Here is a 13,025-nt window from a genome sequence, read left to right on the forward strand (position 1 = left end):
CTCAGCCCTTGAGGCGGAGGCGGACGACCAGGTCGTGCAGGGCGTCCTGGGCGGTGGGGGCGTCGGGCAGGGCCGACCCGGCCTGCGCCTCGTCGAGCGCGGTGTGCAGCCGTTCCACGTCGGCCTCCACGCGCGCGTGGTCGATCTCCGCCGGCCCGTGCTCGCGTTCCGCCTTGGCGGCCATCAGCTCGGAGAGATAGCCGGGCGCCTCCAACCGGTCGGCGAGGGTGGGCAGATGGGCCTGCACCTCGCCCGTGCGCATGAGGTGGATGCCGGTGAGCAGCACCCGGAACGTGTAGAGCAGCGGCTTGAGTTCGCCGGACTTCTCGAAGAGCCGCCACTGGGTGACCGCGAAGCCCCGGTAGTGGTGGGCGTGGTGGCTGGTGAGGACGCCCGGTACGAGCGCGGCCAGCTCCCGGTGCGCGTCGCCGGTGTGCACGACCAGGGGCGAGAGCAGCTGCTCGAGCACATAGCCGTTGCGCCGCAGCATCAGCCGTACGAACTTGCGCAGGTCGTGGGTGACGAGGTCCAGCTCGACGCCGTCGCGCACCCAGGTCCGCGACCGGGTCTCGGCCGGCTCGCGAAGGCCGACCAGGTCTGCGGCGGGCAGCAGGTGGGCGCCGCGCAGGTCTACGTCGGAGTCCCGCGAGGGGAAGCCGTACAGGTGGGCGCCGGAGACCGTGGCGAACAGCAGGGGGTCGGGCTGCTCGGCGATCACGGGCGTCAGGTCCATGTCGAGGTCGTCGATCATGGGCTCAAGCGTCCCAGAGCGCCCCGAGGGCCACCAGGTCGCCCCGGTACTCGATCCGGTCGGCCCAGTCTCCCGGCCAGGCGCCCGCGCCGAGCCAGGCGCCGGCGAAGGCGCCGGTGAGGCAGGCGATCGAGTCGGAGTCGCCGGAGGTGCAGGCGGCCCGGCGCAGGGCGGTGACGGGCTCGTCGGGGAAGAGCAGGAAGCACAGCAGCCCGGTGGCGAAGGCCTCTTCGGCGATCCAGCCCTCCCCGGTGGCCAGGCACGGGTCGGTCTCCGGCGAGACGGTGCCCACGGCCTCCTGCAACCGGCCGAGGATCTCCAGGCACTCGTCCCAGCCGCGTGCGATGAACTGCTCGGGGCTCGGGTCCTGCGAGCGGGTCCACAGGTCGCCGAGCCAGGCGTGGCGGTAGCGGCTGCGGTTGTCGTAGGCGTACGACCGGAGTTGCCCGACCAGCCCGGCGGGATCGACGCCCCGGGCGAGCAGGTGCACGGCGCGCGCGGTGAGGTCGGAGGCAGCGAGGGCCGTCGGGTGGCCGTGGGTGAGCGCGGCCTGCAACTGGGCGGCCCCGGCCCGCTGGTCGTCGCTCAGTCCGGGGACGAGGCCGACGGGGGCGACGCGCATGTTGGCGCCGCAGCCCTTGGAGTCGATCTGGCTGGCCTCCTGCCAGCGGCGCCCGTCGTCCTTGAGCAGGCCACAGGCGGTCAGGCAGGTGTTACCCGGGGCGCGGTTGTTGTCCGGCGACTCGTACCAGTCGACGAACTCCGCGCGGAGCGGCGCCTGAAGCGTCGGCGCGCCGAGCACGCCCCGGTCCATGGCGGTACGCAGGGCGCGCCCGAAGGCGAGGGTCATCTGGGTGTCGTCGGACACCCGCGCCCGCTGCGGCAGATCCATGTCGCGCCAGGGCCCGAACATGTTGAGGATCAGCGGCACGGTCTTGAACTCGGTCGGAAAGCCGAGCGCGTCCCCGAGGGCGAGCCCGATCAGCGCACCGGTGGCCGCCTGCTTGGTCATAGGAACCATCCCCCTTTATCGTCATTCTGACAATAAAGGGGGATGGTGATCAACGCAAGGGCCGGACCGCGGCTGGGCGCCTAGAGATCGACTTCCTGCATCAGCATGCCGACCTCGGTGTTGGACAGCCGCCGCAGCCAGCCGGACTTCTGGTCGCCCAGGGTGATCGGGCCGAAGGCGGTGCGCACCAGCTTGTCGACCGGGAAGCCCGCCTCGGCGAGCATCCGGCGCACGATGTGCTTGCGGCCCTCGTGCAGGGTGACCTCGACCAGGTAGTTCTTGCCGGTCTGCTCCACGACCCGGAAGTGGTCCGCACGCGCGTAGCCGTCCTCCAGCTGGATGCCGTCCTTCAGGCGCTTGCCGAGGTCGCGCGGGATGGGGCCGACGATGTGCGCGAGGTAGGTCTTCTTCACGCCGTACTTGGGGTGGGTCAGCCGGTGGGCCAGCTCGCCGTGGTTGGTGAGCAGGATGACGCCCTCGGTCTCGGTGTCGAGCCGGCCGACGTGGAAGAGACGGGTCTCACGGTTGGTGACGTAGTCACCGAGGCACTGCCGCCCCTCCGGGTCCTCCATGGTGGAGACGACCCCGGCGGGCTTGTTCAGCGAGAAGAACTGGTACGACTGCGTCGCCACCGTCAGGCCGTCGACCTTGACCTCGTCCTTCTCGGGGTCGACGCGGCGGCCCTGCTCCAGGACGATCTCGCCGTTGATCTCGACCCTGGCCTGGTCGATCAGCTCCTCGCAGGCGCGCCGGGAGCCGTAGCCCGCGCGCGCGAGGACCTTCTGCAGCCGCTCGCCCTCCTGCTCGGCGCCCGGGAAGGTCTTGGGCGGCTTGACGTCCTTCTTGCCGGCGTACCGCTCGCGGTTGCGCTCCTCGGCCCGCGCCTCGTACTCCCGCGAGCGCCCCGGCGCGGTACGCCCGTCACGCTGCTGGGACTGGCGCGGGCCGCCCTTGGCTCCCCCGCGCGCGGCCCCGCCGCGCCCGGCCTTGGGACCGTCCTTGGTGGCGCCGGGGCCCACGTCGTAGCGGCGCTCCTCGGGGCGGGGCTTGCGGGGACGGCCCTGCCCCTGCTTCTGGTCCCTGTCGTTGCCGGCACCGCGGTGGTTACCGCGCCCGCCGCTCTTGCCGCTGCCGCTGCTTCGCATCAAAGTTCCGTCGTCGTCGTGTTCGTCGTGGGACCGTCGTCCGGGTCCGGGGCATCCGGATCGAACGAGGGTACGGCTTCCTGGGTCTCGGCCTCGATCGCCTCCGCCTCCGGAAGGAAGGGCGCCAGCTCCGGAAGCTCGTCCAGGCCGCGCAGGCCCATCCGTTCCAGGAAGTAGTTCGTCGTCCTGTACAGGATCGCACCTGTTTCGGGTTCCGCGCCCGCCTCCTCGACCAGACCGCGCTGCAGGAGCGTGCGCATCACGCCGTCGCAGTTGACCCCGCGGACGGCGGAGACGCGGCTGCGGCTGACGGGCTGGCGGTAGGCGACGACCGCGAGGGTCTCCAGCGCCGCCTGGGTGAGGCGGGCCGTCTGGCCGTCCAGGACGAGCCGCTCGACGGCGTCGGCGTACTCGGCGCGGGTGTAGAAGCGCCAGCCGCCCGCGACGAACCGCAGCTCGAAGCCGCGGCCCTGCACGGTGTACTCGTCGGCCAGCTCGCGCAGCGCGTCCCCGATCTGCCGCTTGGGCCGTTCCAGGATCCTGGCCAGGTGGTCCTCGGTCGCCGGTTCGTCGACGACCATGAGGACCGCCTCCAGGGCGGGCTTGAGGTCGAGGCCGGCGACGGTCCGCAGGCCGGCCGGGACCTCGGCGGTCTCCTCGCTCACGACTTCTCCTCCTCGGTCTCCCCGGGCTGCTCCGGCGGGCGGTCGAACTCGTCGGTGACCATCGGCACCGCGTCCCCGTCCCCGCCGGTCCAGCGCACGGTCAGCTCCCCCAGGGCGCCCTCCTGCTCCAGGGCGACGGCCTTCTCCCGGTACAGCTCCAGCAGCGCCAGGAACCGCGCCACGACGGTGAGGGTGTCGTCGGTGTCCTCGACGAGCGCCTGGAAACTTGCCTCGCCCAGCTCCTTCAGCCGGGCCACCACGATCCCCGCCTGCTCCTGCACGCTGACCAGCGGGGCGTGGATGTGGTCGATGTACACCTGTGGCTTGGCCTTAGGTTGCATCGCCTTGACCGCGAGCCGGGCGAACCCCTCGGGGCCGATGCTGATGACGACCTCGGGCAACAGCTCGGCGTGCTGCGGTTCAAGGCCGACGGTGCGGGGCCGGCGGCGGGCCTCGTCGTCCAGCCGCCGGTTGAAGATGTCGGCGATCTGCTTGTACGCCCGGTACTGCAGCAGCCGCGCGAACAGCAGGTCCCGCTCCTCCAGCAGCGCGAGGTCCCCCTCGTCCTCCACCTCGGCGGCGGGCAGCAGCCGGGCCGCCTTCAGATCCAGCAGCGTCGCCGCGACCACCAGGAACTCGGTCGTCTGATCCAGGTCCCAGTCCGGCCCCATCGCCCGGATGTGCGCCATGAACTCATCGGTGACCTTCGACAGCGCGACCTCGGTGACATCCATCTTGTGCTTCGAGATCAACTGAAGAAGCAGATCAAACGGCCCCTCAAAGTTGGCCAGCCGAACCTTGAAGACTCCGTCGGAGGAATCGCCCGTCTCTGCGACTCGGGGTTCTTCTTCCAGCGTGCCGCCGTTGTGGGCAGGCGTCCCGCTGGGCGATGGGGGTCCCCCCGCTCGAGCGAAGTCGAGAGTGGGGGAGGGTGGGCACAACGGCCCACCGGGCTCAGCGGGCCCCTCGGCCTCAACCACCGACTCACCGGGCCCACGCCCCAACGCACGCCGGTGCCCGGCACCTGCACCGGATACGGGAACGTCACGCGAGGTCATAGCCCCCGAAGGCTACCCCTACCGCCCCCGCAGCCGCCGTACCAGGATGCTCGCGTCCCCACGGGACTCCAGGTCGGCCAGCACCACGGCCACCGCCTCCCGCACGATCCGCCCCCGGTCGACCGCCAGCCCGTGCTCACCACGCAGCACCAGCCGCGCGTGCTCCAGGTCCATCAGCTCCTCGGCGGACACGTACACGGTGATCTTCTCGTCGTGCCGCTCCCGCCCGCTGGGCCGCCGCGACGCCGCCCGCCCGCGCTTGCGGGGCTGGTCGGCCGCCGCCGGACCGGGACCTTCGGGTCCCGCCTGCCGCCGCCCCGACCGGGACCGGGCCTCGCCGGCCTGCCCCGGCTCGGCGTCGGCCGCCGCGTGCTCCGCGCCCTCCCCGTCCCCGTTCTGGGCGGGTACCGACTGCGGCACGTCCTCGGTGCCCGCAGCGGCCGCTTCGTCGCTCTCCCCCGCGGGAGCCGGCACCCGGGCCTCACCGTTGGTCCCGCGCCGGGGAGTGGACGGCTGCAGCGCCATCCCCCCGGTCGTTCGGAACAGTTCGTCGGCCCCGGGCAGACTCACTCGGCGTGACACCGGGCGAGCACCTCCCTGGCGAGCTGGCGGTAGGCGGCGGCACCGACGGAGTTGGAGGCGTAGGTGGTGATGGGCTCACCGGCGACCGTGGTCTCCGGGAAGCGGACCGTGCGCCCGATGACCGTGTGGTAGACGTGGTCGTCGAACGCCTCGACGACGCGCGCGAGCACCTCACGGCTGTGCACCGTGCGCGAGTCGTACATCGTGGCGAGGATGCCGTCGAGCTCCAGGTCGGGGTTGAGCCGCTCCTGGACCTTCTCGATGGTCTCGGTCAGCAGGGCCACACCGCGCAGTGCGAAGAACTCGCACTCCAGCGGCACGATCACCTTGTGCGCGGCGGTCAGCGCGTTGACCGTGAGCAGGCCGAGCGAGGGCTGGCAGTCGATCACGATGTAGTCGTAGTCGTCCATCAGCGGCTTCAGCGCCCGCTGCAGCGTCGACTCGCGCGCGACCTCGGAGACCAGCTGGACCTCGGCGGCCGACAGGTCGATGTTGCTCGGCAGCAGGTCCATGTTGGGGACCGCGGTCTTCAGCAGGACCTCGTCCGCGGACATGCCCCGCTCCATGAGCAGGTTGTAGACGGTGAGGTCGAGTTCCATCGGGTTGACACCGAGACCGACCGACAGCGCGCCCTGCGGGTCGAAGTCCACGAGCAGCACGCGCCGGCCGTACTCCGCGAGCGCGGCACCCAGGTTGATGGTCGACGTGGTCTTGCCGACGCCGCCCTTCTGGTTGCACATCGCGATGATCTTCGCGGGGCCGTGGTCGGTCAGCGGGCCCGGGATCGGGAAGTACGGCAGCGGGCGCCCGGTCGGACCGACGCGCTCCCGGCGCTGCCGGGCGGCGTCGGGCGCGAGCGTGGCCGCGTACTCGGGATCGGGCTCGTACTCGGCGTCGGGGTCGTAGAAGTGCCCCTCGGGCAGTTCGTCGTAGACGGCGAGGTGGTTGTGGGGCGCGCCACTTCCGTCGCCGGCCATGGCGTTCACGTGATGACCATCCATGCTCTGGTGTGCTCTCCGGGCGGTCTGGGGACCCGGACCTTGGTGGGCTGCGAAGGTGCGCACAGCGACGGAGCCGACAGCCTCGAATCCCGCGGGACCCTGGCCCCGTGCAGGCATTCCTGGTTGACCACCCCCGGGAGAAAATGTCGACTCATTCACAAGTCGTCTTACCTCCTTGGTGACCAGGAAACTTCTAGACAAGGTCAGCGTGGCACCATGCCGACGGTTGGCGACTCTATGGCGTGTCGGCGGTCCGCAGCAACACAATCCGCCGGACCCGGCAGGATGTGTCGGCAATGAAACAACTCGCTGTCAAGGGCGTACGGCCGTCGCACAGCAGGTTTCACCGGTGTGCGAATCGGTCGAAGCGTTACGTTCGAGGCGAGTTGACCGAGAGTCGCGAAGTGACCATACACACATCCGGCCGGACCTTGTCGGGCAAGGTCCGGCCGGATGTGCGAGGTTGACGACCAGTGTTGACGAATCGCCTTTTGACTGACGGCGATTTGACGACTTGGCTGGTCGCGAAGAGGACCGCTCCGGATCGGCGGGTCAGCCGATGAGCGACTCCAGGTCGACGTGCTCCAGACCGTGCGCCTCGGCGACCTCGCGGTAAACGACCTTGCCGTCATGCGTGTTGAGGCCCTTGGCGAGCGCTGCGTCGCGGCGCAGCGCCTCCGCCCAGCCGTTGTTGGCGAGGGAGACGATGTACGGCAGCGTGGCGTTGGTCAGCGCATAGGTGGAGGTGTTCGGCACCGCGCCGGGCATGTTGGCGACGCAGTAGAAGACCGAGTTGTGGATCGGGAAGGTCGGCTCGGCGTGCGTGGTGGGACGCGAGTCCTCGAAGCAGCCGCCCTGGTCGATCGCGATGTCGACAAGGACACTGCCGGGCTTCATGCGGGACACCAGCTCGTTGGTGACGAGCTTGGGGGCCTTGGCGCCCGGGATGAGGACGGCACCGATCACGAGGTCGGCCTCCAGGCAGGCCTTCTCCAGCTCGAAGGCGTTGGAGACGACGGTCTGGATCTTCGTACCGAAGACCTTGTCGGCTTCCTTGAGCTTGTTGATGTCCTTGTCGAGCAGGGTCACGTGGAAGCCCATGCCGATGGCGATCTGCGCGGCGTTCCAGCCGGAGACGCCGCCGCCGATGACGACGGCCCTGCCGGCCGCCACGCCCGGGACACCGCCCGGCAGCACACCGCGGCCGCCGGCCGCGCGCATCAGGTGGTAGGCGCCGACCTGCGGGGCCAGCCGGCCCGCGACCTCGGACATCGGGGCGAGCAGCGGCAGCGCGCGGCTGGGCAGCTCGACGGTCTCGTAGGCGATGGCCGTGGTGCCGGACTCCAGGAGGGCGTCCGTGCACTCCTTGGAGGCGGCCAGGTGGAGGTAGGTGAAGAGGGTCTGGTCCTTGCGGAGGCGGTGGTACTCCTCGGCGATGGGCTCCTTGACCTTCAGCAGCAGGTCGGCGGTGGCCCAGACCTCGTCGGCGGTGTCGAGGATCGCGGCACCGGCGGAGACGTACTCCTCGTCCGTGATCGACGAGCCGAGGCCGGCGCCCCGCTCGATGACGACCTGGTGGCCGTTGCGCACCAGCTCGTGCACGCCGGCGGGGGTGATGGCCACCCGGAACTCGTTGTTCTTGACCTCGCGGGGGATACCGACCTTCACGTCGATCACGGTCCTTGGCTCAGGGGGTATGGGGGTGCATTACAAGACATACCCGGGCGTGCGGGGGCACACCGGGAGACACCGCAGGAGAACGTGCGGCAGAGCCAGTCTAATGAAGGTGTTCTGCGTGTCTAGCCTTTCATTGCATCAATCTTCGTCGGATGCACTGCGGATTTCGCAGGCCTTCTCGGCCGATTCTGGCTCTGTGCCGCTCTCCGAGGGCTCCTCGGCCAGCATGCGCTCGGCCGCAGCGCGGTGCAGCCGGGCCGCCGCGGGGTCGCCCATCCGCTCCAGGGTGTCGGCCACCCTGAGCTGCAGTGCGGCCAGCAGCCGGGCGTCGTCGGCGCGCCGCGCCCACTCCACCGCCTCCTGGCAGGTGCGCAGCGATTCCTCCGGCCGGCCCGCGTACTCCTGGACCCGGGCGACCTCGCTCAACGCCCGCGCGTGGGCGGCGATCTCGCCGTTCCTGCGGTATCCGGCCGCGGCCGCCCGCCAGCTCCGGAGCGCCTCGCCGTAGCGGCCCGCGTAGGTGTGGGCGGTGGCGGTACGGCCGTACAGCCGGGCGGCCTCGGCTCGCTCGTCCCGGGCCAGGCACAGGGCGAGGGCGCGGCCGAACCAGTCGGCGGCCCGGTCGTAGTCCGCCAGCTCCAGGTACGCGCCGCCTACGGATTCCATCGCGCGGCCGGTCGCGTACGGGTCCTTCGCCTCGCGTCCGGCCTCCAGCGCTGCCCGGTAGCGGGCGAGCGCGGCCTTGGTACGGCCGGTGCGGGCGTCCACGTCGCCCAGGTTCAGCAGCGCGGCGGCCTGTTCCCGGTGCAGTCCGCGGCGGCGGGCGACGTCGAGGACGAGCTTGTGGACGCCGTACAGGTCCGCGGCGGCGGCCTGGGTGCCGTGGTGCGCGACCATGGCCCTGACCAGCTGGGACAGCAGCCGGCGGGCGAGGGTGTCCAGCTCTCCGTCGGCCACCGCGAGCCGGGCGGCGGCCAGCAGGGCGGGCCGGCGGGCGGTCAGCCAGTCGGCGGCTGCCCGGGGGCTGGGGAAGCGCACCTCGCGCGGCATGGCCGCGAGCTTCTCCCGCGCCTCGGGGCTGTCCGTCTCGGTCACGGCACGGCAGGCCTGCAGCAGCCGTACGGTCCGCTCCAGCATGCGGGCGCGGGCGAGCTGGAGCTCCCCGGGTCGGTCCCGGGTCTCGGCGAGCGAGCGCAGCATGGGGTGCAGACAGCCGGGGACCTCGTACTGCGGCACCGGCGACTCCACCGCGTGCAGCAGACCGAGGGCCACGAAGTCGTCCAGCGTGGCGCGGGCGGCGCCTACCGAGCACCCGGCGAGCGCGGAGGCGGTGTGCGGGTCGACCAGGCCGGCCGGGGCCAGGCAGAGCAGACGCAGTATCCGGGCGGCCTGTCCGGGCAGCTGGTCGTGCACGAGGCGGAAGACACGGTCCGGCGGACCCGCGTCGGCCCCACCGTCGTCGGCGTCGGCGCGCAGGCGCTTGGCGAGGTCGGAGACGGCGGCCTGGGGGCGGGTGGCGAGCCAGCCGCCGGCCAGGGTGAGCGCGGCGGGCCGGCCCTGGCAGGCCTCGGCGAGGCTCTCGGCGGATCGCGGGTCGACGGTGATGCGGACCGAGCCGGTGTAGCGGGTGAGGAGTTCCACCGCCGACTTGGTGTCGAGGCCGCCGAGCGTGCAGGGGCGGACGTCGGGGATGCCGGTGAGGGGACCGGCGGAGACGGCGACGACCAGACAGTCCGGCGCCTCGGGCAGCAGGGCGTCGACCTGCTCGGCACCGGCGGCGTCGTCCAGCAGGAGCAGCGCCCGGCGGTCGGCCAGCGCGGTGCGCAGCGCCTCGGTCAGCTCGTCCTCGCCGGCCCCGGGCGGGGCGGTCACATCGAGGGCGGCGAGCAGCTCCCGGGCGGTGCGCTCGACGGGTACGGCGGTCCCGTCGGGCTCGCTGAGCCGGGCCCGCAGCACCCCGTCGGGGTAACCGTCCGCGACCTGCCGGACGAGTTCCGCGGCGAGGGCGGTACGGCCGGAACCGGGGCGGCCCGCGATGAGCAGCACGCGCGCGCGTGGTGCCTTCCGGCCGGAGAGGGTGTCCAGTCCCGCGCGCTCGATGTCGGCGCGCAGTTCCTTCAACTCCCGTGTGCGGCCCAGGAAATGACCCTCGGCGGCCGGTTCGCCCGACTGCCGTACGCCGTCCTCGTCCACCGCCTGATCCGTCACGGGCCACACTCCCGTCCCACCGCACGCGCAAGCCCGCCGGCGACCCCGGCTCGGGCATGAGGCAGAGCCTAGTTCACTCTCTGCAACGCCCCTGTCAGAGCACGACGGCGAGGGCCGAAGACGACCCGATCGGATCAGCGAACCAACGGATCATAGGAACAAGGCTCAGCGTCAGCGCCCCGTCAGGGGCGCGGGGAACTGCGCGATCAACCACAACGCACCGTCACGGAGCAAACGCGACCGAACCCCCGCGGCGGGCCGCAATCATTCACTCCTGGAACGGCCGAGCCGGCCAAGGAGCCAACGCCGGCCGCAACCCGGCCAAACCGCCGGAGGCCCCCGCAGCGGCCAGCGACAGTACCCCCACCACCAGACACGTATTGTGCAGCTGCCCCGCCAGCACCAGCCGCACCACCTCGTCGACCGGCACGCGCGCGTACTCCATGTCGGTCTCCTCGTGCTCCGTCTCGAACCGCTCCCCCTCGGCCTCGGACAGATCGCGCGCGAGGAAGATCCGTACGGCCTCGTCGCAGCCGCCGGGGCTGGTGTACACGTCGGTGAGGACCCGCCAGTCCTCCGCCTTGACGTGCGCCTCCTCGTACAGCTCGCGCTGGGCGGCGTGCAGCGGGTTCTCGCCGGGGACGTCCAGCAGGCCGGCCGGGATCTCCCACAGCTTGTGCCGCACGGGGTGGCGGTACTGGTTGATGAGCAGGACCCGGTCCTCCTCGTCGAGGGCGAGGACGGCGACCGAGCCGGGGTGGACCTGGTAGTCGCGGCGGGCGACGGAGCCGTCGGGCATGACCACGTCGTCCGTGCGGACGGAGGTCTTGTTCCCGGTGAAGGGGGTCTCGGTCGCCCGGATCTCCCACTCCTCGGGAGTGTCCTTGATGGTCATGCCCAGTCCTTCCCCACGTGCGAAAACAGCAGCCGGGGCGGCACATGTCGAATGCGCGCGCCCCGGCCACCGTACAACCGGTGTGTCAGTCGGAGTTCTGCCGCTCGACCGCGGCCTTGACAAGGCCCGCGAAGAGCGGGTGCGGCCGGGTCGGGCGCGAGCGCAGCTCCGGGTGGGCCTGGGTGGCCACCAGGTAGGGGTGCACGTCGCGCGGGTACTCCACGTACTCCACGAGCTTGCCGTCCGGGGAGGTGCCCGAGAAGAGGATGCCGGCCTTCTTCTCCAGCTCCGCGCGGTAGGTGTTGTTCACCTCGTAGCGGTGGCGGTGCCGCTCCTCGATGTACTCCTTGCCGTCGTACACCTCGCGGACGATCGAGCCCTCGGCCAGCTTCGCCGGGTACATGCCCAGTCGCATGGTGCCGCCCATGTCGCCCTCGCCGGCGACGATGTCGAGCTGCTCGGCCATGGTGGAGATGACCGGGTGGGCGGTGGACGGGTCGAACTCGGTGGAGTTGGCGTCGGAGATGTCGGCCAGGTTGCGCGCGGCCTCGATCACGATGCACTGCAGGCCGAGGCAGAGTCCGAGCAGCGGGATCCTGTTCTCGCGGGCGTAGCGGATGGCGCCGACCTTGCCGAGCACACCGCGGTCGCCGAAGCCGCCGGGGATGCAGATGCCGTCGACGTCGCCGAGCTGGGCCTTGGCTCCGGCCGGGGTCTTGCAGTCGTCCGAGGTGACCCACTTGATCTTGACGCGGGCCTTGTTGGCGAAGCCGCCCGCGCGCAGCGCCTCGGTGACCGACAGGTAGGCGTCGGGCAGGTCGATGTACTTGCCGACCAGGGCCAGGGTGATCTCGTGGTCAGGATTGTGGACACGGTCGAGCAGGTCGTCCCAGGTCGTCCAGTCGACGTCCCGGAAGGGCAGGTCGAGCTTGCGGACGACGTAGGCGTCCAGGCCCTCGGTGTGCACGACCTTCGGGATGTCGTAGATCGAGCGGGCGTCCGGGCAGGCGACGACGGCGGCCTCGTCCACGTCGCACATCAGGGAGATCTTGCGCTTGATCGCGGTCGGCACCTCGCGGTCGCAGCGCAGGACGATCGCGTCGGGCTGGATACCGATGTTGCGCAGCGCCGCCACGGAGTGCTGGGTCGGCTTGGTCTTCAGCTCGCCCGAGGGGCCGATGTAGGGCAGGAGCGAGATGTGCACCACGAAGACGTTGTCACGGCCGACCTCGTGCCGGACCTGGCGGACGGTCTCCAGGAACGGCAGCGACTCGATGTCGCCGACGGTGCCGCCGACCTCGGTGATGACGACGTCCACCTCGTCCGTCGCCATGCGCCGGATGCGGTGCTTGATCTCGTTGGTGATGTGCGGGATGACCTGCACCGTGTCGCCCAGGTACTCGCCGCGCCGCTCCTTGGCGATGACGGTCGAGTACACCTGGCCTGTAGTGACGTTTGCGGAGCCGTCCAAGTCGCGGTCAAGGAAGCGCTCGTAGTGTCCGATGTCCAGGTCGGTCTCGGCGCCGTCGTTGGTGACGAAGACCTCACCGTGCTGGAAGGGGTTCATCGTGCCCGGATCGACGTTCAGGTACGGATCCAGCTTCTGCATCACGACGCGCAGGCCGCGGGCCTTGAGCAGCATGCCCAGGCTGGAGGCGGTGAGACCCTTGCCGAGTGAGGAGGCGACACCCCCGGTGACGAAGATGTGCTTGGTCGTCGTGGCGGTGCTGTTGCGGAAAACATGCGGCGGCATGGCCAAGAGGGGGCTCCCGTGGTCGCTGTCTGTGATGCGGTGCGGCCGCCGCACCGGAGGATTCCGGGGGTGCCGCCGCTGCGGTTCGGGGGTTGGTCTCCCACCCGTCCACGGGCTACCAGGGTATCAGCGAAGCGGCGCGATGGCTTCCGGCCACGCTCCGCACACGCGCCGGCACATGGCCGTACCGGGCACACGACCCTCACCCGGTGCTCACCCGTTCGGCCCACACGGGTTGCCCGGAGCGGCACGCAGATCATCTACGTGCGTCGTATCCT

Annotated in this window: 11 protein-coding genes; all 11 read right to left on the reverse strand. The window is 71.1% G+C overall.

The genetic code is table 11. The annotated features are described in order from the left end of the window. Position 1: 1 nt before the first annotated feature. Entirely contained in the window at positions 2-751 is a 750-nt protein-coding gene (locus ABZ854_RS21970) for a nucleotidyltransferase domain-containing protein (RefSeq protein ID WP_361213440.1), read from the reverse strand. A gap of 4 nt (positions 752-755) precedes the next feature. Next, complete coding sequence (locus tag ABZ854_RS21975; protein WP_361213443.1) at positions 756-1,763, reverse strand: ADP-ribosylglycohydrolase family protein; 1,008 nt, start codon at positions 1,761-1,763, stop codon at positions 756-758. A gap of 80 nt (positions 1,764-1,843) precedes the next feature. After that, positions 1,844-2,908 carry a pseudouridine synthase gene (locus tag ABZ854_RS21980; RefSeq protein WP_361213446.1) on the reverse strand — a complete coding sequence of 355 codons (1,065 nt, stop codon included), beginning with the start codon at positions 2,906-2,908 and terminating at the stop codon, positions 1,844-1,846. Beyond that, a complete protein-coding gene (scpB, locus tag ABZ854_RS21985; protein ID WP_361213449.1) occupies positions 2,908-3,573 on the reverse strand; it encodes an SMC-Scp complex subunit ScpB in 666 nt (221 codons plus the stop codon). The genes ABZ854_RS21980 and scpB overlap by 1 nt, the downstream gene beginning before the upstream one ends. After that, entirely contained in the window at positions 3,570-4,631 is a 1,062-nt protein-coding gene (locus tag ABZ854_RS21990) for a ScpA family protein (protein ID WP_361213451.1), read from the reverse strand. The genes scpB and ABZ854_RS21990 overlap by 4 nt, the downstream gene beginning before the upstream one ends. A gap of 18 nt (positions 4,632-4,649) precedes the next feature. Next, a complete protein-coding gene (locus tag ABZ854_RS21995; protein ID WP_361213454.1) occupies positions 4,650-5,213 on the reverse strand; it encodes a hypothetical protein in 564 nt (187 codons plus the stop codon). Then, positions 5,198-6,331 carry a ParA family protein gene (locus tag ABZ854_RS22000; protein ID WP_361213457.1) on the reverse strand — a complete coding sequence of 378 codons (1,134 nt, stop codon included), beginning with the start codon at positions 6,329-6,331 and terminating at the stop codon, positions 5,198-5,200. Before ABZ854_RS22000 ends, ABZ854_RS21995 begins: the two co-directional genes overlap by 16 nt. A 435-nt stretch (positions 6,332-6,766) precedes the next feature. Further along, entirely contained in the window at positions 6,767-7,891 is a 1,125-nt protein-coding gene (gene ald / locus ABZ854_RS22005) for an alanine dehydrogenase (protein ID WP_361213460.1), read from the reverse strand. Between the two features lie 138 nt (positions 7,892-8,029). After that, positions 8,030-10,099 (reverse strand): tetratricopeptide repeat protein, encoded by a 2,070-nt coding sequence (locus ABZ854_RS22010; protein ID WP_361213463.1) that lies wholly within the window; start codon positions 10,097-10,099, stop codon positions 8,030-8,032. A 268-nt stretch (positions 10,100-10,367) separates the two neighbouring features. Beyond that, positions 10,368-10,994: an NUDIX hydrolase gene (locus ABZ854_RS22015; protein WP_361213466.1), complete on the reverse strand. Its 627-nt coding sequence runs from the start codon at positions 10,992-10,994 to the stop codon at positions 10,368-10,370. An 85-nt stretch (positions 10,995-11,079) separates the two neighbouring features. Continuing rightward, on the reverse strand, positions 11,080-12,747 hold the full coding sequence (locus tag ABZ854_RS22020) for a CTP synthase (protein WP_361213468.1): 1,668 nt from the start codon (positions 12,745-12,747) through the stop codon (positions 11,080-11,082). Positions 12,748-13,025: the final 278 nt, after the last annotated feature.

The organism is Streptomyces sp. NPDC047028 (assembly GCF_040644095.1).
Lineage (GTDB): Bacteria > Actinomycetota > Actinomycetes > Streptomycetales > Streptomycetaceae > Streptomyces.

Coding starts and splice junctions, on each gene's coding strand:
- ABZ854_RS21980 (WP_361213446.1), bottom strand. CDS start 2,908: ATGCGAAGCAGCGGCAGCGGCAAGAGCGGCGGGCGCGGTAACCACCGC.
- ABZ854_RS22015 (WP_361213466.1), bottom strand. CDS start 10,994: ATGACCATCAAGGACACTCCCGAGGAGTGGGAGATCCGGGCGACCGAG.
- ABZ854_RS22020 (WP_361213468.1), bottom strand. CDS start 12,747: ATGCCGCCGCATGTTTTCCGCAACAGCACCGCCACGACGACCAAGCAC.
- ABZ854_RS21990 (WP_361213451.1), bottom strand. CDS start 4,631: ATGACCTCGCGTGACGTTCCCGTATCCGGTGCAGGTGCCGGGCACCGG.
- ABZ854_RS22000 (WP_361213457.1), bottom strand. CDS start 6,331: ATGCCTGCACGGGGCCAGGGTCCCGCGGGATTCGAGGCTGTCGGCTCC.
- ABZ854_RS21970 (WP_361213440.1), bottom strand. CDS start 751: ATGATCGACGACCTCGACATGGACCTGACGCCCGTGATCGCCGAGCAG.
- ABZ854_RS21975 (WP_361213443.1), bottom strand. CDS start 1,763: ATGACCAAGCAGGCGGCCACCGGTGCGCTGATCGGGCTCGCCCTCGGG.